The organism is Nostoc sp. T09, from assembly GCF_002154695.1.
GTDB lineage: Bacteria > Cyanobacteriota > Cyanobacteriia > Cyanobacteriales > Nostocaceae > Aulosira.
On the sequence record NZ_MTAV01000108.1, the window covers coordinates 74,826 to 96,315 of the forward strand.

General features: G+C 43.3%; 19 protein-coding genes, 1 tRNA gene and 1 other annotated feature. Of the genes, 13 read left to right on the forward strand and 7 right to left on the reverse strand.

Going from position 1 to position 21,490, the window contains the following annotated elements; genetic code table 11:
- Positions 1 to 4 precede the first annotated feature (4 nt).
- A complete protein-coding gene (locus BV372_RS21315; protein ID WP_086688494.1) occupies positions 5 to 682 on the reverse strand; it encodes a TrkA family potassium uptake protein in 678 nt (225 codons plus the stop codon).
- Positions 683 to 729: 47 nt separating this feature from the next.
- Positions 730 to 1,608 (reverse strand): pantothenate kinase, encoded by an 879-nt coding sequence (locus tag BV372_RS21320; protein ID WP_086688495.1) that lies wholly within the window; start codon positions 1,606 to 1,608, stop codon positions 730 to 732.
- A 110-nt stretch (positions 1,609 to 1,718) separates the two neighbouring features.
- On the opposite strand from BV372_RS21320, the gene BV372_RS21325 reads away from it, so the two are divergent.
- Both BV372_RS21325 and BV372_RS21330 read left to right on the forward strand, forming a co-directional pair.
- Entirely contained in the window at positions 1,719 to 3,443 is a 1,725-nt protein-coding gene (locus BV372_RS21325; protein ID WP_086688496.1) for a diflavin flavoprotein, read from the forward strand.
- A 107-nt stretch (positions 3,444 to 3,550) separates the two neighbouring features.
- Positions 3,551 to 5,263: a diflavin flavoprotein gene (locus BV372_RS21330; protein WP_086688526.1), complete on the forward strand. Its 1,713-nt coding sequence runs from the start codon at positions 3,551 to 3,553 to the stop codon at positions 5,261 to 5,263.
- A 398-nt stretch (positions 5,264 to 5,661) separates the two neighbouring features.
- On the opposite strand, the gene BV372_RS21335 is transcribed toward BV372_RS21330, so the two are convergent.
- Together BV372_RS21335 and BV372_RS21340 are read right to left on the reverse strand one after the other, a co-directional pair.
- A complete protein-coding gene (locus tag BV372_RS21335) occupies positions 5,662 to 5,970 on the reverse strand; it encodes an RNA-binding protein (protein WP_086688497.1) in 309 nt (102 codons plus the stop codon).
- Between the two features lie 432 nt (positions 5,971 to 6,402).
- On the reverse strand, positions 6,403 to 6,945 hold the full coding sequence (locus BV372_RS21340) for a phycobiliprotein lyase (protein WP_086688498.1): 543 nt from the start codon (positions 6,943 to 6,945) through the stop codon (positions 6,403 to 6,405).
- A gap of 516 nt (positions 6,946 to 7,461) precedes the next feature.
- Here BV372_RS21340 and BV372_RS21345 point away from each other — a divergent pair.
- Both BV372_RS21345 and BV372_RS21350 read left to right on the forward strand, forming a co-directional pair.
- Complete coding sequence (locus BV372_RS21345; protein ID WP_086688499.1) at positions 7,462 to 8,895, forward strand: efflux RND transporter periplasmic adaptor subunit; 1,434 nt, start codon at positions 7,462 to 7,464, stop codon at positions 8,893 to 8,895.
- Between the two features lie 39 nt (positions 8,896 to 8,934).
- Complete coding sequence (locus BV372_RS21350; protein WP_086688500.1) at positions 8,935 to 12,189, forward strand: efflux RND transporter permease subunit; 3,255 nt, start codon at positions 8,935 to 8,937, stop codon at positions 12,187 to 12,189.
- Between the two features lie 43 nt (positions 12,190 to 12,232).
- Here the strand turns inward: BV372_RS21350 and BV372_RS21355 are convergent, their stop codons facing one another.
- Positions 12,233 to 13,225 carry a glycosyltransferase family 2 protein gene (locus BV372_RS21355; RefSeq protein WP_086688501.1) on the reverse strand — a complete coding sequence of 331 codons (993 nt, stop codon included), beginning with the start codon at positions 13,223 to 13,225 and terminating at the stop codon, positions 12,233 to 12,235.
- Positions 13,226 to 13,480: 255 nt separating this feature from the next.
- Here BV372_RS21355 and rplS point away from each other — a divergent pair, with 255 nt between their 5' ends.
- The 8 genes from rplS (at position 13,481) to rplL (ending at position 17,793) form a co-directional block, all read left to right on the forward strand.
- Positions 13,481 to 13,843, forward strand: a complete 363-nt coding sequence (rplS, locus tag BV372_RS21360; RefSeq protein WP_086688502.1) for a 50S ribosomal protein L19 — start codon at positions 13,481 to 13,483, stop codon at positions 13,841 to 13,843.
- A 151-nt stretch (positions 13,844 to 13,994) separates the two neighbouring features.
- A tRNA-Trp gene (locus BV372_RS21365) sits at positions 13,995 to 14,067 on the forward strand.
- A gap of 189 nt (positions 14,068 to 14,256) precedes the next feature.
- Positions 14,257 to 14,478, forward strand: coding sequence for a preprotein translocase subunit SecE (secE, locus tag BV372_RS21375; protein WP_086688504.1), 222 nt, complete (start codon positions 14,257 to 14,259; stop codon positions 14,476 to 14,478).
- Positions 14,478 to 15,110, forward strand: a complete 633-nt coding sequence (gene nusG / locus BV372_RS21380; protein WP_086688505.1) for a transcription termination/antitermination protein NusG — start codon at positions 14,478 to 14,480, stop codon at positions 15,108 to 15,110. The genes secE and nusG overlap by 1 nt, the downstream gene beginning before the upstream one ends.
- A gap of 6 nt (positions 15,111 to 15,116) precedes the next feature.
- Positions 15,117 to 15,542: a 50S ribosomal protein L11 gene (rplK, locus tag BV372_RS21385; protein ID WP_015128148.1), complete on the forward strand. Its 426-nt coding sequence runs from the start codon at positions 15,117 to 15,119 to the stop codon at positions 15,540 to 15,542.
- Between the two features lie 117 nt (positions 15,543 to 15,659).
- The gene (gene rplA, locus BV372_RS21390; RefSeq protein ID WP_086688506.1) at positions 15,660 to 16,376 is read left to right on the forward strand and encodes a 50S ribosomal protein L1; all 717 of its coding nucleotides are present in this window, start codon (positions 15,660 to 15,662) and stop codon (positions 16,374 to 16,376) included.
- Between the two features lie 48 nt (positions 16,377 to 16,424).
- Positions 16,425 to 16,593, forward strand: a sequence feature (ribosomal protein L10 leader region).
- A gap of 62 nt (positions 16,594 to 16,655) precedes the next feature.
- Positions 16,656 to 17,207 (forward strand): 50S ribosomal protein L10, encoded by a 552-nt coding sequence (gene rplJ, locus BV372_RS21395; protein ID WP_086688527.1) that lies wholly within the window; start codon positions 16,656 to 16,658, stop codon positions 17,205 to 17,207.
- Between the two features lie 196 nt (positions 17,208 to 17,403).
- Entirely contained in the window at positions 17,404 to 17,793 is a 390-nt protein-coding gene (rplL, locus tag BV372_RS21400) for a 50S ribosomal protein L7/L12 (RefSeq protein WP_086688507.1), read from the forward strand.
- A 74-nt stretch (positions 17,794 to 17,867) separates the two neighbouring features.
- Here rplL and BV372_RS21405 read toward each other — a convergent pair whose 3' ends face one another.
- Together BV372_RS21405 and BV372_RS21410 are read right to left on the reverse strand one after the other, a co-directional pair.
- The gene (locus BV372_RS21405; protein WP_086688508.1) at positions 17,868 to 19,658 is read right to left on the reverse strand and encodes a serine/threonine-protein kinase; all 1,791 of its coding nucleotides are present in this window, start codon (positions 19,656 to 19,658) and stop codon (positions 17,868 to 17,870) included.
- Between the two features lie 189 nt (positions 19,659 to 19,847).
- Positions 19,848 to 20,222 (reverse strand): response regulator, encoded by a 375-nt coding sequence (locus tag BV372_RS21410; RefSeq protein WP_086688509.1) that lies wholly within the window; start codon positions 20,220 to 20,222, stop codon positions 19,848 to 19,850.
- Between the two features lie 870 nt (positions 20,223 to 21,092).
- Here BV372_RS21410 and BV372_RS21415 point away from each other — a divergent pair.
- Positions 21,093 to 21,473 (forward strand): hypothetical protein, encoded by a 381-nt coding sequence (locus BV372_RS21415; RefSeq protein ID WP_086688510.1) that lies wholly within the window; start codon positions 21,093 to 21,095, stop codon positions 21,471 to 21,473.
- The last annotated feature ends 17 nt before the right edge of the window (positions 21,474 to 21,490 follow it).

Consider the following 21,490-nt stretch of genomic DNA (forward strand, 5'->3'; position numbering starts at 1 on the left):
AAATTTATTTACAGCCTTCAATAAAATCAATCATTTGATGCAATGACCCTGGTTTAGTGACAATCAGTACAGTTGAACCTGGTTCTAGTACTGTACTTCCGTTAGGAATGGTTAAATCTTCGTGGGGATGGGGTTGATAGCCGATAATTAAAGAACCACTAGGAAACCGAGAATCCTGAGCAATTTCGGCAATGCTACGACCAACAACATAGCAATTATTAGGAATTGAAAGTTTTAAAACCTCAATTTGTCCTTGCTCAAAATGCATCATTGATTCGACTTGTGGATATTCGATCGCATTTACCATTGTTGAAACCGCTAGTTCAACAGTACCGATAATATGATTGGCTCCAGCTAATCGAAAAGGTTCAGCGAAATCGGAATGGCGCATCCGAGTCACAATGTGGGGAACACCATAATGTTTGGCGAGAGTTACCATCGCTAAGTTCAAAGCATCACTTCGCAGCATAGCTGCCAAAGCGTCAGCTTTACGAATTCCTGCTTCTAATAAAACGCCTGTACTAACAGCGCTACCTTCAAAAGCCATTGCTCCTACTTGTTCGCGTGCGTAGCGACAAGCATTAGGATCAATGTCAATCACAGCTACGGTATGTCCTAGTTCCACCAATTTCTGTGCCAAGCTTAGTCCCACCAAACCAGATCCACCAATTAGCACGTACATGGCTGCTTTTTGTTACTGTTCGACTCTTACTTTACCAAAGGCGGCTTTTATATAATGCTCACTACTTTTTCCATACCCCAAAAGCTTAGATTAGGTTCTACAGTCAAATGTGATGCGATCGCAGGATACAAAGCTTGGAAATAGTTTAATAGTATTGTGCGATCGCCTCCTTTAATCGCAATCTTGCCCTCAGGAAATAATTGCCACCAAACCTCAATAAAATCTTTGATTCCAGCAAGTAGCGTATAAATCACGCCGCTTTGAATGGCTTCTGTTGTATTTAAAGCGAAGCGTGGCGGTAGAGATGAGATGAATTGCGTCTCTATTAAAGGTAATTGTCCGGTTTTTTGACCGAGAGTCGCAAATTGCAAGCCTAGTCCTGGTAAAATTGCACCCCCAACTAGATGCTGGTTAGCATCCGCAGCCGTAAAAGTCAGTGCAGTTCCCGCATCAATCACCAGCATCGGGAATCCCCAAGTCTTACCAGCACCCCATAACGCTAAGGCGCGGTCAATTCCTAATGTGGGATACAGTCCTTTGAGAGGTATTTTGTCTAAAGTAATTACTTTAACATTGGGATAAGTTTGCCAAAGTACTGTTTGACGGGGAACTACAGAAGCGATGGTGAGGGGGAGGGGGGATGGGGGGGACAAGGAGGAAGGGGGAGCATATTCTTTCTTGTCCTCCTTGTCCTTTTTATCTCCTTGTCTTTCCAATATTCCACTTCTGTAAATGGGGGGGAAAACCTCTGGTGGTAAATCATCCAGGGTTTGACATTGTGCTAACTGCTGTATGACTGACTCAGGTAAATAGTCACTGTCCCAGGTACAATCAAGCGTTGCGCCGAAAAATAATGCCCAATGTAGCCGGGAATTGCCAATCTCCAAAGCTAGCCAAATATTGTCTTTGTGCCTCTGTGGTTTCACCGTTTTAACTTTCTTAAGCTATCTATAGGCTTTTTAATAAAAATTAACATTCAACACGTGTAACAATAAAGTCAGAGGAAAATATACTCATTTTGTCAAGGAAGGGAGTTATGGTAGCGCTCACCGAAAAAGTTGAAAAAAGGCTCACCATACAAACTGTGGAGATTGCTCAAGATACTACAGCAATTCGCTCTTTGGATTGGGATCGCGATCGCTTTGATATTGAATTTGGTCTGCAAAACGGTACGACCTATAACTCATTTCTGATACGCGGTGAGCAGACTGCTTTAGTTGATACTTCCCACGAAAAGTTTCGCCAGCTGTATTTTGACACTCTTACAGGGCTAATCAATCCTACAGAAATTGATTATTTAATTGTCAGCCACACTGAGCCAGACCACAGCGGCTTAGTTAAAGAGCTAATACAAATGGCTCCAGAAATCACTGTTGTCGCCTCGAAAGTGGCGATTCAGTTTTTAGAGGATTTGGTACACCAGCCGTTTAAGCGCCGGATTGTGAAAAATGGCGATCGCTTAGATTTAGGTAACGGTCACGAATTTGAATTCGTCATCGCCCCAAATTTACACTGGCCTGATACTATCTTTAGTTTCGATCATAAAAACCAGATTCTCTATACCTGCGACGCTTTCGGGATGCACTATTGCACCGAAAGTACTTTTGATGACGATTTAAAAGCTATTGAACCAGATTTTAAATATTACTATGAATGCTTAATGGGACCGAATGCGCGGTCAGTGCTGTCTGCCCTCAAGCGGATGGGAGAACTGCCAACTGTAAAAATGATTGCCACCGGTCACGGGCCGCTACTTTACCACAACGTTGAAGAACTGACCGGACGCTACCGCAATTGGAGCCAAACACAAACTAAAGCAGAAACAGCAGTAGGAATATTTTACGTTTCCGAATACGGCTATAGCGATCGCCTTGCCCAAGCAATTGCCAACGGTATCAGCAAAACTGGAGTAGCTGTGGAATGGGTGGACTTGAGTTCGGGAGTTGATTTACAAGAACTGCGGGAATTAGTAGGTCGTTGTGCTGGACTTGTTGTTGGTGTGCCGCCAGTTTCTAGTTCTGCTAGTACTCAAGCGGCCCTTAGCACCGTTTTAGGATCTGCCAAAGAAAAGCAAGCCATCGGCATATTTGAAACTGGTGGCGGAGATGACGAACCGATAGATCCTTTAGTGAGTAAATTCCGCAACTTGGGTCTGACAACAGTTTTCCCACCAATTCGGATTAAACAAACCCCTACCGAAAACACCTACAAGCAGTGTGAAGAAGCGGGAACTGACTTAGGGCAATGGGTAACACGCGATCGCAGCATCAAAGCGATGAAATCTTTGGGTGCTGACTTGGATAAAGCACTAGGTAGACTTAGCGGCGGACTCTATATCATCACTGCCAAAAAAGGCGATGTTTCCAGTGCGATGTTAGCTTCTTGGGTGGCTCAAGCAAGCTTTAAACCTCTGGGATTCTCGATTGCAGTAGCCAAAGATCGGGCGATTGAATCACTGATGCAAGTAGGCGATCGCTTTGTCCTCAACGTCTTGGAAGAAGGTAACTATCAAACACTGATGAAGCACTTTTTGAAACGATTCGCCCCTGGTGCCGATCGCTTTGAAGGCGTGAAAACTCAGCCAGCCGAAAACGGCGCACCTATCCTCACTGATGCTTTGGCCTACATCGAGTGCGAAGTCGTCAGTCGGATGGATTGTGGCGATCACTGGGCAGTCTACAGCACCGTCTATGCCGGACGAGTTTCTAAACCAGATGCCTTGACTGCTGTGCATCACCGTAAAGTTGGTAATCACTATTAAGGACTAGGGAACAGGGAACAGGGATTAGGCATTAGGAAAACTCATGCCCAATGCCCAATGCCCCATGCCCAATGCCCAATGCCCAATGCCCAATTCCCCAAATCGCTATGTCAACAACCAAACCCCGCGACGTTCAAATACTCCCCATAGCTACAGATACAACAGTACTGCGATCGCGCAGTTGGTCAAGGTTGAGGTTTGAAATTGAATACGCTTTAGCTAAGGGTACAACTGCTAACTCTTATGTGATTCAAGGAGATAAAATCGCCCTGATTGATCCGCCAGGGGAAACTTTTACCCATATCTACTTGGATGCATTGCAGCAAAGATTTGATATTAAAGCCATTGATTATGTAATTTTGGGTCATGTCAATCCCAACCGCGCCGCCACTTTAAAAGCTTTGTTGGAAGTAGCACCGCAAATTACCTTTGTATGTTCTAATCCCGGGGCGATCAATTTACGTGGGGCGCTAGAAAACCCAGATTTACCAATTATCGTCATGCGGGGGGAAGAAACCCTTGATTTAGGCAAGGGTCATGATTTGCAATTTATTCCCACTCCCAATCCCCGCTATGCCGATTTACTCTGCACTTATGACCCACAAACAGAAATTCTCTACTCAGATAAGTTTTTTGGGGCGCATATTTGTGGCGATCAGGTCTTTGATGAAGGCTGGGAAATAATTAACGAAGACCGACGTTATTATTTTGATTGCTTGATGGCTCCCCATGCCCGGCAAGTAGAAACAGCTTTAGATAAACTTGCCGATTTGCCCGTGAGATTGTACGCCACTGGACACGGGCCTTTGGTGCGTTATGCTCTCATCGACCTTACGAAAGCTTACCGGGAATGGAGTCAGCAGCAAACATCTGCCGACTTGACAGTAGCCTTGATTTATGCATCTGCCTATGGAAATACAGCAACCTTAGCCCAAGCGATCGCTCGTGGCATTACTAAAGCTGGTGTCGCTGTAGAATCAATCAACTGCGAATTTACAGATCCAGAAGACATCCGGGCGGCTGTGGAAAAATCTGCTGGCTTTGTCATCGGTTCACCTACTCTTGGTGGTCATGCACCTACACCTGTACAAACAGCCTTGGGAATTGTGTTGTCCACTGCTACGAACAATCAACTCGCAGGCGTATTTGGTTCCTTTGGCTGGAGTGGTGAAGCCGTTGATTTAATTGAAGGCAAACTCAAAGACGCTGGCTATCGTTTTGGTTTTGACACCATCCGCGTCAAATTCAAACCCAACGATGTCACCTTACAACTGTGCGAAGAAGCCGGAACCGACTTTGCTCAAACACTAAAGAAAGCCAAAAAAGTGCGATCGCAAAGTGTTCCGGCTACAACTGTAGAGCAAGCTGTCGGTCGGATTGTCGGTTCCCTATGCGTTGTTACAGCCAAGCAAGGCGAAATATCCAGTGCGATGTTAGCCTCTTGGGTGGCGCAAGCTAGCTTTAGCCCTCCTGGTTTAACCATAGCCGTCGCCAAAGATCGTGCAGTGGAAACTTTGACGCACACAGGAAATAAATTTGTCTTGAATATCCTCAAAGAAGGTAATCACTTAGGTTTGATGAAACACTTTCTCAAGCCCTTTGGCCCAGCCCAAGACCGATTTGCGGATGTCGCCACTCAAGAAGCCGAAAACGGTTCTCCCATTCTCAATGATGCTTTGGCATACTTGGAGTGTTCCGTCAAAAATCGCCTGGAATCTGGGGATCATTGGCTGGTTTATGCGACTGTTGAAAATGGCAAAGTGCTAAATCAAGATGGCGTCACAGCTGTGCATCATCGCAAGTCGGGAACTCATTATTAATGGAAGGGAACAGGGAACAGGGAACGGAGTATCATATTAATTCCGTTATTGGGAGTCAGATTCTCCTGCTTCCATAAGCACCAGGTTTGTCTTGAGGATTATCTACCCTAGCGAAACAGCTTCTGGTAAGAATTGCCCACTTGAAGGATAATCGATTGGTTAGTGGTTCATGTCATTGATTTTGAGTGCTTGCAAGATTCCCGACTTCTTGAAGAAGTCGGGAATCTGATCAATCTAGATAATCGAGTGGCTACTCCCAGAATTTAGGGAATGATCTACCAGGTTTTCAGATTAAAAAAGCTCAAGCATCGGTGCTTGAGCTTTTGCAAAATTTAATTAGTTGATGGGTCTGATGTAATTACAAACAGCCCCTAACCTTTTTTTATAAACCCTGTAACTTAGTAGCGATTGCGGTTACCACCGCCGTAGCCACCACGGTTACCACCACCAAAGGAACCTCTATCTTCCTTGGGCTTGGCTTTATTGACTTTTAGGTCACGTCCCATCCACTCAGCACCATCAAGAGCTTCAATGGCAGCTGTTTCTTCTGTGTCTGTACCCATTTCCACAAAAGCAAAGCCGCGTACACGGCCTGTTTCACGGTCGGTAGGTATTTGAACACGCTTTACAGAACCATATTCTGCAAAAACAGCAGTCAATGCCTCTTCTGTAACTTGGTAAGAAAGGTTACCTACATAAACTGACATACAATGTCTCCAAAATCATCAGAGTGTAGAGATTTAGATTTCGGAGAGAGTCTGCAAATACTAAAAGGAAAAAGCCCATCAATACTAACAAAAAACACTATCACCGAATTAATTCTCATCTTTCATAATAATACCTCAACTCACTATAGAAGAGGAGAATTTAAAAAAGTTTTAATGAGATCGTCATAAATAAAGTGAAATCGCTATAATCGTAGATTGCCAAGAAGTAATAGGCAAGGGTCACTAGGGTTGGGTTTTGTGAAATATTCACTTGGCAATGAGATTTGTGAGTTCAACCCTCCCATACAAGGGTTAATAGGCAATAAACAAGGGACAAAAGTCATAATTTTGAATCTTGAAATTTGAATTTTGAATTTGCTTGTCCCTGTATACCCCTCCCCTTGCAAATCTTCGCCTCACCTACCTCAAAGGCTAACTCTCCAATCTCTTCTCTAAATACTGACCAATCATCAACTGTTCACCAGCACGCGAGATAATAGTCTGGCGAGTACGGTATTTACTACCAATCAGCTTTAACTCTTCTTCAAAGACTGAGCCATTGTATTCTGTTCTCAAACACAGTGTTTTGGGGTTGGGAAAATAATATTCGGCAGTAACTGGTTTGGATGTGGCAAAACCGCGATCGCGATACAAAATGTTTCCTAAAGCACCAAATAGGGTGGAACCTTGAGATTCTTTCTTTCCCGTGATTGAATCTGTACTTTCCCACATCACTTCAGTACCACATACCAAACTTACTGAATCTGGTAAGTCGTGCAACTGAGCCAGCTTTTGCAATTCTTTGCATCCCTGTTCTAAAAACCGGACGGCGATCGCACTCACCATTTCTTTAGTAGTTCCCGATGACAGGGTGTAATAGCGCCGTTCCGATCGCCACTTACCCACGGATTCTTGAAAAAATTCTGCAATCTGGTATTCTTCAGCGGTTTTTGCAACTTTTAGGGGTGATGTCACTGCTTGCCTTCCTCACGCACAATCAATATATAGTTAGGTGTTGAGACTCAATACATTACGTCTGTCCCAAGTACCATATTTCTTTACTATTCTTAATCTAAACTAGATAAGAGAATATTTACTGATAGTTTGGCTACAATCCTAAGCATTCAGATGGCAAGTTGATTCTGTCTGAAGAGAGAAGCTAAAAAAGAGAAAACTACTTTTGTAGTTCTGAGCAGCCTTATACCTTGAGGCAGAGTTTAGAAAAGCTAAAAATACGTATACTAATCTTTACAATTGGCTCAATACAAAACTATTTGCACCTGCTCTAGCAGTACGGTGTTGAAAATTTTTCTGATTCTGTTTTAAAAAAGCATGACTTTTTATACTCGAACATTTCTAAGAGAAAACTTACACTTGTTAAACAAACCGATTAGAAACACTCATTGCTAGACGGCTGTTATAACCCGAAGCCGTTCTATGAGGAGTACATCAATAATTTTGGACGGACATTAGCCGCACAAACTGTTGAAAATGCCAAATACCCCAAATACCAAAGCTGCATCTCAAATAATTAACTCTCAGTTAGATAAAACAAGTAATAAAGAAAATCGACAGAAGTTTTCCCTTAGCTTTGGATCGCAGTCTAATTTATTGATTGCTTGTTTCCTGAGCGTGGGATTAATGACAGTCGGTTGTGGCTCATTTGACAAAGAATCCGCCGATGCTGAAACTCAAGCTCCCAAATCGGCTAGACAAGGAGGAAGTGCAACACCTGTAGATGTTGCGATCGCCCGCACTGAGACCCTACAAAAATCCCCAGAGTATACAGGCACTACCATACCGTTCCGCACAGTGTCAGTGCGATCGCAAGTTGAAGGGCGGCTGTTAGGAATGAATGTAGATGTGGGGGACAGCATCAAGCAAGGGCAAGTTATTGGGCAGTTAGACGATGCTCTGTTGTTAACCGCCCTCAAGCAAGCAGAAGCAGAATTAGCATCTCTTAAATCAGAAGTAGCAAGGGCACAAACTCAGGTAAGCAATGCTCGTGCCGAAGTTGAAAGGGCACGGCTAGAAGTTGTGCAAGCGCAAGCAGATTCACAACGCCAGCAGCAACTACTCAAACAAGGTGCGATCGCCGAACAAGCTGCCCAACAAGCCCGTACTCAAGCTCAAACAGCCGCCCAAGCTCTACGAGCTGCTAACGAGCAAGTGCGTACAGAACAGCAAGCCGTTGCTGCTGCTCAAGGTAGAGTAGTTGCCCAACAAGCAGTAGTTGCCCAAGCCAAAGAACGTAGATCCTACACGCGATTAACATCTCCTATCACTGGCCTCGTCACCGAAAAGGTAACAGAACCAGGTAATTTGCTCCAAGCAGGTGGCGAAGTCTTAAAAATTGGCGACTTTAACCGCGTCAAAGTCGTAGTGCAAGTTTCCGAATTAGAACTGGCACAAATCAAACTTGGGCAATCTGTGCAAGTTCGTTTAGATGCCTTTCCTAATCAAACATTCACAGGAAGTGTGATCCGGATTTCTCCAGCTGCGGATGTCACAGCTCGTTTGATACCTGTGGAGGTAGTGATTCCTAACATTAACGGCAGAATTGGCAGTGGGCTGTTAGCAAGAGTCAGTTTTGCAACTCAGGCAACACAGCGAGTAGTGGTACCGCAAACAGCTATACAAAAGCCAGCAAACAATCAAGCCGCTTCCTCATCTGCTGGAGCTAAACAACAGCCAGATAATCAAAATGGAACTTTATTCGTAGTTACAGATGAAGAAGGTAAAGCAAAGGTAACAGCTCGTTCTGTCACTCTCGGGAAAAAAGCTGATGCCAAAGTCGAAATTTTATCTGGTTTGCAACCAGGAGAGCGCTATGTTGTTCGCAGTGGTAAACCGCTAAAAGATGGGGCTGCTGTAAGCCTTTCAATTCTTTCAGAAAAAACAGATTCAGTCCCTAGGGGCAATTAGAAATTGTGTTTTTAAATTTTGAATTTTGAATTAGAAACGATGCAGCAAGCAAATAACAATAGTGGATTTAGTATCAGCGCGATCGCTATTCGCCAACACATTGGTACGCTCATGCTCACCCTGGCAGTGATTGTGGTTGGCGTATTTTTTCTCTCAACTATCCAAGTCGATCTTCTACCAGCAATTACATATCCACGAATTGGCGTTCGGCTAGAAGCGCCTGGTATTTCTCCAGAAGTAGCAGTAGATGAAATCACCAGACCCCTAGAAGAAGCTTTATCGGCTACTGAGAATGTGGTGCAAGTTTTTTCCCGCACCCGTGAAGGGCAGGTTAGTCTCGATTTATACTTTCAACCAGGGGGCGATATTGACCAAGCCCTAAACGATGCTACTGCTGCTTTTAACCGAGGGCGAGGACAACTGCCAGACACGATAGAAGAGCCACGCTTATTTAAAGTCGATCCCTCTCAATTGCCGATTTATGAATTGGCACTAACATCTTCCTCCCTGCAAGGTAAAGATTTACGCGTATTTGCCGATGAAGACTTAGCACGTGAAATCAGTGTGGTGCCAGGCGTCGCCTCAGTCGATGTTTCTGGCGGTGCTGAAGAAGAAGTACGAGTGCTTGTGGATTTAAATCGGTTACAAGCTTTGGGCGTGGGCTTAAATGATGTACTAGATGAATTAACAGCCCGTAATCAAGATACTTCTGGTGGTCGAATTTTGGGGCAGAATGCTGAACCGTTGACTCGGACTGTGGGACGCTTTCGAGATGCTAGAGAAATTGAGAATCTCTCCTTAGAAGTTTCTTCTGCTCCCTCGGCTACTAACACTCCCTCTGCACCTTCCCGCCGTGTCTATTTGCGAGACTTTGCTGAGGTAATTGACGACACAGAAGACCAACGAGTATTTGTCTATCTCAACCGTCAGCCTGCTGTGAAGGTGTCAATTCAAAAGCAACCTGAGGCGAATACAATTACAGTTGTAGATGCTGTCAAGCAGCGAATTGAACAATTACGGCGATCGGGTACAATTCCTGCCGACATGGCATTAAGTCCCACTACAGATGAATCTCGCTTCATCCGTAATTCTCTCAATGATGTCATCTTTTCGGCGATTTCTGGAGCATTGTTAGCCGCAGCAGCAGTATTGTTATTTTTAGGGTCATTCAGGCAAACATTAATTATCAGTTTGACAATTCCGCTGTGTACTCTAGCCGCGATCGCGTTGATGAAAATATTTGGCTTGACTTTGAATGTCTTCAGTTTGGCAGGACTAACATTGGGAATTGGTCAAGCAATTGATACATCGGTTGTGATTTTAGAGAATATTTCTGAAAAAACAGGCATGACTCCTAATCAACGAGAGAGAGGGGAGCAGCAAGAGGAGAATCAGCAGGGTAATTCAAAATTCTTTATTGAAAATGCGATTACTTCTTCTCAAGAAGTAGAATCTGCTTTAGTTGCAGCTACTGCTGCCAACTTAGTTTCTGTAGCGCCATTTCTGTTAGTTGGCGGTTTTATCGCTCTGCTGTTTAATGAACTGATTCTGACAATTAGCTTTGCAGTAGCAGCCTCCCTTGTGGTCGCGATTACAGTAGTGCCAATGCTGACTTCCCGACTTTTGGGAATTCGTTGGTCTAGTCGGATTAGCGAATTTTGGCTGCTGAGACAGTTTAATCATCGGTTTGAAGATGCTACGCGGGGATACGGTAAGTTCTTAACTAAGGTTGTACGTTATCGGTTCTTTGTAGTCATTGCTGCTTTGGTAATTTTAGGCGGCAGCAGCTTGTTTATGTTTGGACAAATTCCCCAAGAAATCCTACCCCGGATCAGTACTGGCCAAGCCAACTTGAGAGCGCAGTTTCCTCCCGGTACACCTTTAGCCACTTCTGAGAAAGTCATGCAAATTGTCGATGACATTTTGCTGAAACAACCAGAAACTGAGTATGCTTTCACAACTGTCGGGGGTAATCTATTTGGCAGTAATACTACAGAGAATCCCTTACGTGCCAGTAGCACTATCAATCTAAAGCCAGGCACAGATGTCGAAGCCTTTGTCAAAAAAGTAACTCAGGAATTTAACAAACTCAACTTAGCAGGAATTCTGCTACGCCTCAATCCTGGTCAGGTACGGGGTTTAATCTTGAGTAATTCTCCAGTGCAAGGGTCAGAAATTGACGTTATTCTGCAAGGTGAGAATGAAGAAAATTTAACGCAAGCAGGAGCCGAAGTACTGCAAGCTTTGCAGGAAAAGGCAAAATTAGCCACATTCCGACCAGATGCCGATGCTAGGCAACCGGAAATTCAAATTCGCCCAGACTGGGAAAGAGTTTCGGCTTTGGGGCTGACTGCTCAACAAATTGGTGACACAATTCAGACAGCAATTGAAGGTTCAGTACCTACACAAATTCAACGCGGTAACCGTTTAGTTGATGTGCGGGTACAACTAAATAAAGAAGCCATTCAGCGTCCCTCTCAACTAGAACAACTACCACTCTTTACGGAAAACCATCAACTAGTTCGTCTTTCAGATGTTGCTCGCATCGAAGAAGGTCAAGCGCCTGGCGAGGTGCAGCGAATTAATCAGCGCCAAGCTTTTATTGTTGCAGGTAACCTCAGCGAAGGAGCTAGCCTAGGTGAAGCCATAGCAGAAGTCAATGAGGTACTCAAGAGCGTCAAGTTACCTGAAGGCGTTTCAATTGTGCCTAGTTCTGCCGAAGCAACTAATCAGCAGCTTCAGAATGCTCTAAAAACTTTGGGGGCGTTAGCGACGTTCTTAATCTTCGTTGTGATGGCGGTGCAATATAATTCGCTGATTGATCCGCTGGTAATTATGTTCACTGTACCACTGGCTTTAGCTGGAGGAATTTTTGGACTTTACATCACCCAAACGGCAATAGGTGCAACTGTCATCGTCGGCGTAGTGCTGCTGGTGGGAATTGTGGTAAACGCAGGGATTCTGATGGTAGAGCTGGCGAACCAAATTCGTGATGAAGAAGGTTGTACTCGCCAAATTGCCATCCTCAAAGCGGCTCCTCAGCGTCTACGTCCCATTATGATGACTACAGCCACTACTATTTTGGGACTTTTTCCCTTAGCGTTGGGTATTGGTGAAGGTTCCGAGTTTTTGCAACCCTTAGGGATTGTAGTTTTCTTTGGGATGGCGATCGCTACAATGTTGACACTATTTATCATCCCCTGCTTTTATATTCTGCTGCACGATCTCTTGGGTTGGCGCTGGGCAAAGCCGATTTTTACGCGACTGCGTTTATGGAAAAAACACTTTTCCTAAATCTCAGTAAATTTCTCAATCAAATCGCACATCCAAAATGGGATTATGCTTTGCCACCATCCCAAACCTCTGTAACCATATCTAATGGCAAATCAGTATTAATTAACACAAATTTTTGCAGATGAGCATTAGGGCGATTTAAACGACGTGATAAAACAGCAACCAGCAACAGCCACCAAGCAACAGGAGAAAAAATCGCTGGATATACCATAGTGAGAAATAGCTTTAGCTGTCCCTGCTTCAATGCCACCAAAGACCAATGGAGTCTGACATAATTCTTAGTATTCTCAAGCTTGGGCAGATGCGATCGCTGCTTTTGATCAACTAAAGCGTAAATCTTCTCCTTCATCAAAATGTTTGTCTCTAAACGTTTAAGAAGAGAAAACTTTTGATTGTAAGCACCTGGCCAAATTGTGCGGTAAGCAAGGCGTTGATTCAGGAAGATAGCATCGCCAAACTGAGCAATACGAATCCAAGAATCAATGTCATCACAGTTAGCATCAAGTTTGGAATCCCAACCACCAGTTTGTAAAAAAGCGTCGCGACGGCAAGCTACTTGAACAGGTGTACCAAAAGGTACAAGCTCTAAGAGCATACCGTAATGAATATCGACTTGGGGAATATAAAAAGCCAACCCAGGGCCAAATTGTCTGGTGCGGCTGAGTTCGACTTCATTACTGTCTACCTGAGCCGCAATACAAGAGCACATGACAGCACTAGGATGGAGTGCGATCGCCTTTGCCATCTCTTCTAAACAATTAGAAGCTAGGTAGTCATCATCATCCAAAAACTTAATCCAGTCGCCGCTAGCTTTTTCAACTCCCGCATTTACCGTAGCAGCATGACCTTTATTCACCTCATTGCGATGGTAAACAACGGAGTTACATAAGCTTTTGACATAAGTTTCAGTTTCATCAGATGAACAGTCATCAGCAACCACGACTTCACAGGGAATCGTTTGCTTAAGAACTGAGTCAATTGCTCGTCGCAGTAAGTTTAAGCGATTGTAAGTAGTGATGACGACACTAAATTTCATATTTTGTCAGTAGTCAGTAGTGGATTTAGATACCCGATTTTTAAATAAGTAGGAGCTAGGCAGGTTTTGGTTTAAAGCATCAAACCCAACCTAAAGGTTTTTTGCACCAAAGGATAAGTTAGACAAAACAATATAAATATAGAGTTACCAATTACACCTGTTATAACCTCGTAATTTTGTATTTCCAATCACTGGACTGTCAGGCAGGAATAGATTTATGATTGATGATCGTGAGTTTTTTAAAGCAGATAGGCAATGAACGCTCAAGAGATCATCCGCTCAATTGAAGCGGAACAACTAAAATCGAACCTCCCCGAAATTTACGTGGGCGATACAGTCAAAGTCGGAGTGAAAATTAAAGAAGGTGATAAATACCGCGTTCAACCCTATGAAGGTGTAGTGATTGCCAAACGCAATGGCGGTATCAACGAAACAATTACAGTCCGTCGAGTATTTCAAGGCGTTGGTGTAGAGCGGGTATTTCTCCTGCATTCACCTCGGATTGACAGCATCAAAGTAATGCGTCGTGGTAAAGTACGACGTGCCAAACTCTACTATCTGCGCCAGCGTGTGGGTAAAGCCACCCGGATCAAGCAACGCTTCGATCGCTCTTTGTAATTTGCGATTACAAAGTATGGGAGAAGTGTTAAACAAAAAGCGGCATCTGCCGCTGACTTGTCCTCTAAACAAAATTAAGGTAAGATAAGATTCGGAATTGCGTTAGACTAAAAATAAGTTCAGCGCAATCACTGAATCCAAAACAGCTTGTGCGCTCTTAGTTCAGTTGGTAGAACGCAGGTCTCCAAAACCTGATGTCGGGGGTTCAAGTCCTCCAGGGCGCGCTCGAAAGCAAAAAACAAAGCCCGAAATACAACACAGCTGCTATATTAGCGGTTATTAGTGATGATTTCGGGTATAATTATTTTGCAGCTTTTTTGCTTCCAGATTCTAAGTTGGGATTGAGTCAAGCTGTAAACCTGAATCAAAATTAGCAGCATCTAGCTGTCGAGAAAACGGGGGGATAAACGGCTGTGGCCAAAAAAAATGAAGCGGAAATCCCAGGAAACACAAGTGGGTCAACCTTATCTAACTTCTTTCAAGGAACCAAAGAAGAACTTGAAAAAGTTGTTTGGCCCAGTCGCAAACAACTGGTGAGTGAATCAGCAGCTGTTTTGTTAATGGTGACACTATCTGCATCTTTGATTTATTTGGTTGATGGATTCTTTGGCTGGGCAGCAAAACAGGTGTTCTGATGACTTTTGCAACAGAAGAACCACGCGACTCAACGTTGCAGTCAGAGGAAGCCGCAGAAGCAGCGCTTAAAGAAGCACGGTGGTATGCGGTGCAAGTAGCCTCAGGCTGTGAAAAGCGCGTTAAGACAAACTTGGAACAGCGCATCCAAACCTTTGATGTGTCTGACAAAATTATCCAAGTAGAAATTCCGCATACGCCAGCGGTGAAAATCCGTAAAGATGGCAGTCGTCAGCATACAGAGGAAAAGGTTTTCCCTGGTTATGTGCTGGTGCGAATGATCCTGAATGACGACACGTGGCAGGTAGTACGCAACACTTCCCATGTAATTAATTTTGTGGGAGCAGAACAAAAACGTGGCAGCGGTAAAGGTCGTGGTCACGTTAAGCCGGTACCCCTGGGTCCTTCAGAAGTTGAACGTATATTCAAACAGACTAGCGAACAAGAGCCAGTAGTCAAAATTGATATGGCGACTGGTGATAAGATAGTCGTGCTTTCTGGTCCGTTTAAAGACTTTGAAGGTGAGGTTATTGAAGTGTCTCCAGAGCGGAGTAAGCTCAAAGCCTTGCTGTCGATTTTTGGACGAGATACACCAGTAGAGTTGGAATTTAATCAGGTAGAGAAACAGAGCTAAATAAAAATGGCAAAGAAAGTAGTAGCGGTCATTAAACTGGCCCTGAATGCTGGAAAAGCCAATCCAGCACCGCCTGTCGGACCTGCTTTGGGTCAACATGGCGTTAATATCATGATGTTTTGCAAAGAGTACAATGCCAAAACAGCAGACCAAGCTGGGATGGTAATTCCTGTAGAAATTTCGGTGTTTGAAGACCGGAGTTTTACATTTGTACTCAAGACACCACCAGCATCAGTACTGATTCGTAAGGCAGCAAAGATTGAGCGTGGCTCAAATGAACCCAACAAAAAGAAAGTTGGTAAGATCACAAGAGCACAATTGCAAGAAATCGCTCAAACTAAACTACCCGACCTCAACGCCAATGACATAGAAGCGGCGATGAAGATTGTGGAAGGTACTGCCAAGAATATGGGCGTAACAATTGCAGATTAGTCAAGAGTTATTTAGTCATTAGTAAATGAAGAAATACAAATGACAAATGACAACTGACAAATGATAAAAAATTATTGGGGGAGAAGTGAAGCTTCGTAACTACCCCTGGAGAGAAAAATGGGAAAAAAAATATCACGCCGCTTGCAGGCATTGCAAGACAAAGTAGAAGATAGGGATTATACACCTTTAGAAGCGCTAAACCTGCTCAAGGAAACAGCAACAGCTAAATTCCCCGAAGCCGCTGAAGCGCATATCCGGCTGGGAATTGACCCTAAGTATACAGACCAACAATTGCGGACAACGGTAGCACTGCCTAAAGGTACTGGACAAGTGGTACGTGTAGCAGTAATTGCTAGAGGCGAAAAGGTTAACGAAGCAAGCAATGCTGGTGCGGATATCGTTGGCTCAGAAGAGTTAATTGACGAGATCCAAAAAGGTAGAATGGACTTTGACAAGCTAATTGCTACACCAGATGTGATGCCACAAGTGGCGAAGCTGGGTAAATTGCTTGGTCCTAGGGGTTTGATGCCATCACCCAAAGGTGGAACAGTCACATTTGACATAGCAAGTGCGATCGCAGAATTTAAAGCTGGTAAATTAGAATTCCGAGCTGACCGTACAGGCATTGTCCATGTTATGTTTGGTAAGGCAACCTTCTCGCCAGAAGATTTGTTAGTCAACCTGAAGGCGTTGCAAGAGACAATTGATCGTAATCGTCCTTCAGGAGCCAAAGGTCGTTACTGGCGCACAGTGTATGTGTCTGCCACAATGGGACCCTCAATTAAAGTCGATATCAGCGCCCTACGGGATTTGAAACTGACCGAAGCAGCCTAATCTCAGTTATTAGCCATTTGCTATTAGTCATTTGTAACAGCAAAGGACAAAATTAAATAGACAAAGCCGGAGACAGCAGGAGCTAATAGCTTAATATCCTGCCGAGGTTAAAGCTCTAAATTGCCTAAAGCACTACCCGTAATGGAGTGATTGCTGTGGCAGCAAGAGTCTTGCTACTAAACCCCGGTCTAAAAAACTGGGGTTTATTGTTTGGGTTGGTCAGTACAAAAGGCACAAGTAGGGAAAATCGATGATTTTGCCTTAGGAGGTGAAATAAAGATGGGTAGAACGCTAGAAAACAAACAAGAGATAGTTGCTGACCTCAAAGAAACTTTGAGTGAGTCAACTCTGGCACTGGTAATTGATTATCAGGGATTAACTGTTGCTGAAATCACCGACTTACGGCGGCGGCTGCGTCCCAGTGGCACTGTTTGTAAGGTGACGAAGAACACCCTGATGGGCATTGCCATTCAAGATCAAGAAAAATGGGAACCACTGTCAGAACTACTGAAAGGGTCTTCTGCCTTTTTATTAGTTAAAGAAGATTTCTCTTCTGCAATTAAGGCTTACCAAGATTTCCAAAAAGTCTCCAAGAAGACAGAGCTTCGTGGCGGCGTCATGGAAGGTCGCCTCCTCACAGAACCCGATGTCAAAGCTCTAGGAGACTTGCCATCTAAGGAACAACTCATGGGTCAAATTGCTGGAGCTATCAACGCTTTGGCTACCAAGATTGCCGTGGGTATCAACGAAGTTCCTGGTTCACTGGCGCGTGCTTTGCAAGCGGTGGCTGAGGGAGAAAAAGGCGATAGTGCTGAAAGCGCAGGCGAATAGACAGTCAAACAATTTTGAATTTTAGATTTGCGATTTGAGATTGACGATTTAGATTTTTGCCACCGACAAGCGGCCTTGCCTAAACCGAAAAATCAATCCAAAATCCAAAATTCAAAATCTAAAATTGGCACGGTCAAAAGTCTTAAATGATGACTATTGACAAATAACTAAATCAAACATCATAGGAGTTATATCAATGTCTGCTACAACCGATAACATTCTGGAACAATTGAAATCCTTGACTTTGCTAGAAGCTGCTGAGTTAGTTAAGCAAATTGAAGATGCTTTTGGCGTCAGTGCAGCAGCACCTGTTGGTGTTGCGATCGCTGGACCAGCAGCAGGTCCTGCTACTGCTGAACCAGTAGAAGAGCAAACCGAGTTTGACGTAATTCTCGAATCCGTTCCCGCTGACAAGAAGATTGCCGTACTGAAAATTGTCCGCGAAATTACTGGTCTGGGTCTCAAAGAAGCGAAGGACCTCGTGGAAGCTGCGCCCAAGCCTGTTAAGGAAGGTATTGCCAAGGATGCCGCTGAAGACGCTAAGAAGCGGATCGAAGAAGCTGGCGGTAAGGTAACTGTGAAGTAATCAAAATTACATTACTATTTTTGAATTAGGAGCCTAAGTCAGGCTCCTTTTTTGTATTGTCAACGTAAAACTGTTTAACTACACTGTTTAGCTGACGATGGACTGACAAAATCATGTAAGTCTGCATCCCAAATACTGATGTAAATAAAATCACAATTTTGCCGCACAATCTGACCTTTTACTGAACCCTTGGAAAACTGGAAATTGTCAGATTGACGACGTTGTATTTGTTGTAGCCCTTGTTTAATTTCTTCAGTCGCTTGACCGCCTAACATTCCATCTAAAGTACTCTGCATTACTTGAGGATCTACCGATTGGGCAAAAGCTGCTTCAGTTTGGCGTAACGCTCCAGTTTTACGATCAAATAAGTAGCCTAAATCGATTTGGTTAGGCACCAAGTTATAGGTGACAGCACGGGTATTGCGCCAAACACCTTTTAAATCCCTTTTAGAACCAAGAGTAGCTTCCACACTGCTTCTTGATGTACCAGTAGGAAATGCAGGAACGCTTTGTCTGTTGCTACTAGCTGACTGGCGAGGCTGATTGTTGTTCTGTGGTGTTGAACGTGCCTCTGGCGTCGAAACTACAGGTGGCTGATTTTCTGATTTTGGCTGTGGTGCTAATGTTGCGATTGGTGCAGGGGTATCAGAAGTTACAGGCTCTTTTTCTGGCAGAGATGTTGTTGCTTCTGGAGGATTGGATTCTGCTTTGGGGTTAAGGGTAGGAATAGGTGCTGGAACTACTTGCACAGGTGATGGTGATGCAGTCGGGGAAGGTTGGGAATCAACGGGAGTATCGGTAGGTTCTGGTGAGGGTGTAGAATTTGTGGCAATCGGTGCTTCAGACGCTGGTTGGCGGGTAATGCTAGAAATTACTAGCCCACCAATCAATCCACCTACTATTAAACTGCTGACAATTACAGCAGGCTTTTGCCAATTTCTAGAAGCAATTGTTTGGGGTTGAGAGGAAAGCAATGGCTGGGTGTGCCCAATTGATCTAGCAGCCGCGGCAGGTCTGGTAACTGTTTGGGGAATAACGTAACTAGCAGACTCCAAAGCATAGAGCATTTTACTGGCAGTACTGTAGCGATCGCTAGCATGAGGTTTAATTGCTTGGTTGAGTACCTTTACCAAACTAGCAGACACGCTAGGAGCATAATCTTGCCAAAGAATTTCTCCAGTTTGCTGGTCAGTTTCTAGTTCTTGTGGTTGTTTGCCAGTTAGTAAATAAATTGCTGTTAAGCCTAAACTATAGATGTCAGTGGCATAAACTGGGCGTCCTAAGGCTTGTTCGCTGGCCATATACCCTGGTGTACCAATTACCATTGATTGCACAGGTAATCCTGGGGAACTCACCACTGAACGGATAGTTTCTTTAACGGCACCAAAATCAATCAGAACTGGCTTATTATCTGGGGAGCGGAGAATAATATTATCCGGTTTGATATCTCGGTGAATGATACCCTTGCTATGGATATAGTCTAAGACAGGCAAAAGACTTAAGAGAATTTCTCGAACAACAGTTTCACTTTCGTATCCTTTAGCTTGGACAACATCTCTCAAGGTTTGACCGTGAATCCATTCCTGAACGAGGTAAAACTGCCCATTTTCAGAAAAGTAGGCATAAAGTTCCGGAATTTGGTCACTACTTTTACCTAAATACTCTAAAGTTGTGGCTTCTCTCTCAAACCGCTGTTGAATCATTTGGTAGGTTGGCGGGTCATTGCTGAGCGGTTTGAGTTGCTTGATTACACAGCGACGGCGAGAAGGCATATGAGTATCTTCTGCTAGAAAGGTTTCGCTAAAACCTCCAGCACCGAGTACCTGAATAACTTGATACCGATTGTTCAGAAGGGTTATTGTCATGCTCTGTTAAAAGCGTGGACGCCTAGTGGCTTGTCGTAAGACATCGCTCCTTCCAATGTATACCAGATGGTCTCAGACATACCGTGATAGATATTTATGACATTAACAAATGCAATAATTCGCTACACATAAAAATGCTTATTTGGTTTGAGAACAGCAAATAAATAGCTATTTGAGATCGATCAAAATTTAGCGGTCAAAGTCAGCATTCAGGCTAGCAAGAATCGTAATTAACTCAGCTGGATCTACTGGCTTGGGAATATGCCTTTGAAAACCTGCCTTTAATGCTTGATTACAGTCTTCGTTGGAGGCATAAGCTGTAAGTGCGATCGCCGGAATTTGTTTAATTCGAGAAGATTCCAGTACTCTGACTCGGCGAATAAAATTATACCTATCTTCTCCTGGCATTTCAATATCGCTGAGCAAGACATCTGGTTGAAACTGTTCTAAGCGTTCTAAGGCTTCTGTTGTGGAAGCTGAAGCCAAAGCGATCGCTCCATGCTGCTCTAGGATAAAAACCAGAAACTCCCGTGCATCAACATCATCATCAACAACTAGTAGCAAAAAACAGTACTAGTATGCTTTTGTTGAGAACTGGCTGCAAGATTATGGTCAGTAGCAGTGCTACTAGCACACTCAATACAGCTATACCGTAATACAACGTGAATTCGACAAACCTCACCCACCCAACCTCCCTCTCCTGCGAGGAGAGGGAGGAGCAACGAAAAATTAGGCTTTTCGCTCCCCTCTCCTACTAGGAGAGGGGCTGGGGGTGAGGTCAAAATGCTGTGCATCGAACTCACGTTAATGCAGTATTCGAGGACTTATGACTCTCAACATTTCCCGTTTTTCCCGTTATGGGATACGCTGTAAATAATTATTAATTTTGCTGCTCATTAAATATGGACAAGCATTCAAAATTTTAGCGATACATAATCAAGTTTTGACTCTATTTAGGTTAAGAAGCTTGCGCATAAACGTTTTATTTTAACGATAACTGTTAATTAAGATAGTTACTCGGATAGGATGTTATTACCTCAAATCTATCTAAGACACAGATAGTAGGCAAAATGGCATTATTTAAATAATTATTGCAATATTTATTTTAGCCACCCAATGATTAAATAAATCCTGATAAGCAAACTAATTCTATTATCTAAAACTGACAAAATCTAAGCATTATATAATTGACATATTTACGCCATAATTTATCCACGAAATTGACACATACATCATTTAATTTATAAGTAATTTGTTTAAATTAAAGTAATTAAGCATGGCAAAACTGTTTTTTACCTTTATTGATAAATATCATTAATATCTATATAAATCCGATTTGATTATTGAAAAAATTTACATGTAGGGTGTACATCGCCTACCAAAACTCTGATTCGGTGGGTAGTGCCCACCCTACCTGTACTTCAAAAATAAAGTATGAATCCTATAGTAATTAAAAATAATAGTAGATTTAAAATTCTTGATAGTTGGATATTTCAAGTTTTAGTGGAAAAATCTAGCGTGCAGCAAAAACAACCAAAACAAGCTTTATCCTACCACATCCTACCAACGGCTTCAACAATGATTGGTGTATGCGTAACAGTGATTACGTTTTTGAGGACAATAAATTTTCACATGAAAACCTATGCCGATGATATATTAGGATTTGATACGCTTGTGTTCATTACTTCTTGTTTCTTATCCTATATATCTATTAGGAATAATAATAGAAACTTTGAATTAATTGCAGATAACCTATTTTTAGTAGGTATGTTTATTATGGTTTTTGTTGGTTTGCTAATTTTACATTTAAAATAATAAATTTAATAGCTTAA

Coding starts and splice junctions, on each gene's coding strand:
- BV372_RS21315 (WP_086688494.1), bottom strand. CDS start 682: ATGTACGTGCTAATTGGTGGATCTGGTTTGGTGGGACTAAGCTTGGCA.
- BV372_RS21325 (WP_086688496.1), top strand. CDS start 1,719: ATGGTAGCGCTCACCGAAAAAGTTGAAAAAAGGCTCACCATACAAACT.
- BV372_RS21330 (WP_086688526.1), top strand. CDS start 3,551: ATGTCAACAACCAAACCCCGCGACGTTCAAATACTCCCCATAGCTACA.
- BV372_RS21335 (WP_086688497.1), bottom strand. CDS start 5,970: ATGTCAGTTTATGTAGGTAACCTTTCTTACCAAGTTACAGAAGAGGCA.
- BV372_RS21345 (WP_086688499.1), top strand. CDS start 7,462: ATGCCAAATACCCCAAATACCAAAGCTGCATCTCAAATAATTAACTCT.
- BV372_RS21350 (WP_086688500.1), top strand. CDS start 8,935: ATGCAGCAAGCAAATAACAATAGTGGATTTAGTATCAGCGCGATCGCT.
- BV372_RS21355 (WP_086688501.1), bottom strand. CDS start 13,225: ATGAAATTTAGTGTCGTCATCACTACTTACAATCGCTTAAACTTACTG.
- rplS (WP_086688502.1), top strand. CDS start 13,481: ATGAACGCTCAAGAGATCATCCGCTCAATTGAAGCGGAACAACTAAAA.
- nusG (WP_086688505.1), top strand. CDS start 14,478: ATGACTTTTGCAACAGAAGAACCACGCGACTCAACGTTGCAGTCAGAG.
- rplK (WP_015128148.1), top strand. CDS start 15,117: ATGGCAAAGAAAGTAGTAGCGGTCATTAAACTGGCCCTGAATGCTGGA.
- rplA (WP_086688506.1), top strand. CDS start 15,660: ATGGGAAAAAAAATATCACGCCGCTTGCAGGCATTGCAAGACAAAGTA.
- rplJ (WP_086688527.1), top strand. CDS start 16,656: ATGGGTAGAACGCTAGAAAACAAACAAGAGATAGTTGCTGACCTCAAA.
- rplL (WP_086688507.1), top strand. CDS start 17,404: ATGTCTGCTACAACCGATAACATTCTGGAACAATTGAAATCCTTGACT.
- BV372_RS21405 (WP_086688508.1), bottom strand. CDS start 19,658: ATGACAATAACCCTTCTGAACAATCGGTATCAAGTTATTCAGGTACTC.
- BV372_RS21415 (WP_086688510.1), top strand. CDS start 21,093: ATGAATCCTATAGTAATTAAAAATAATAGTAGATTTAAAATTCTTGAT.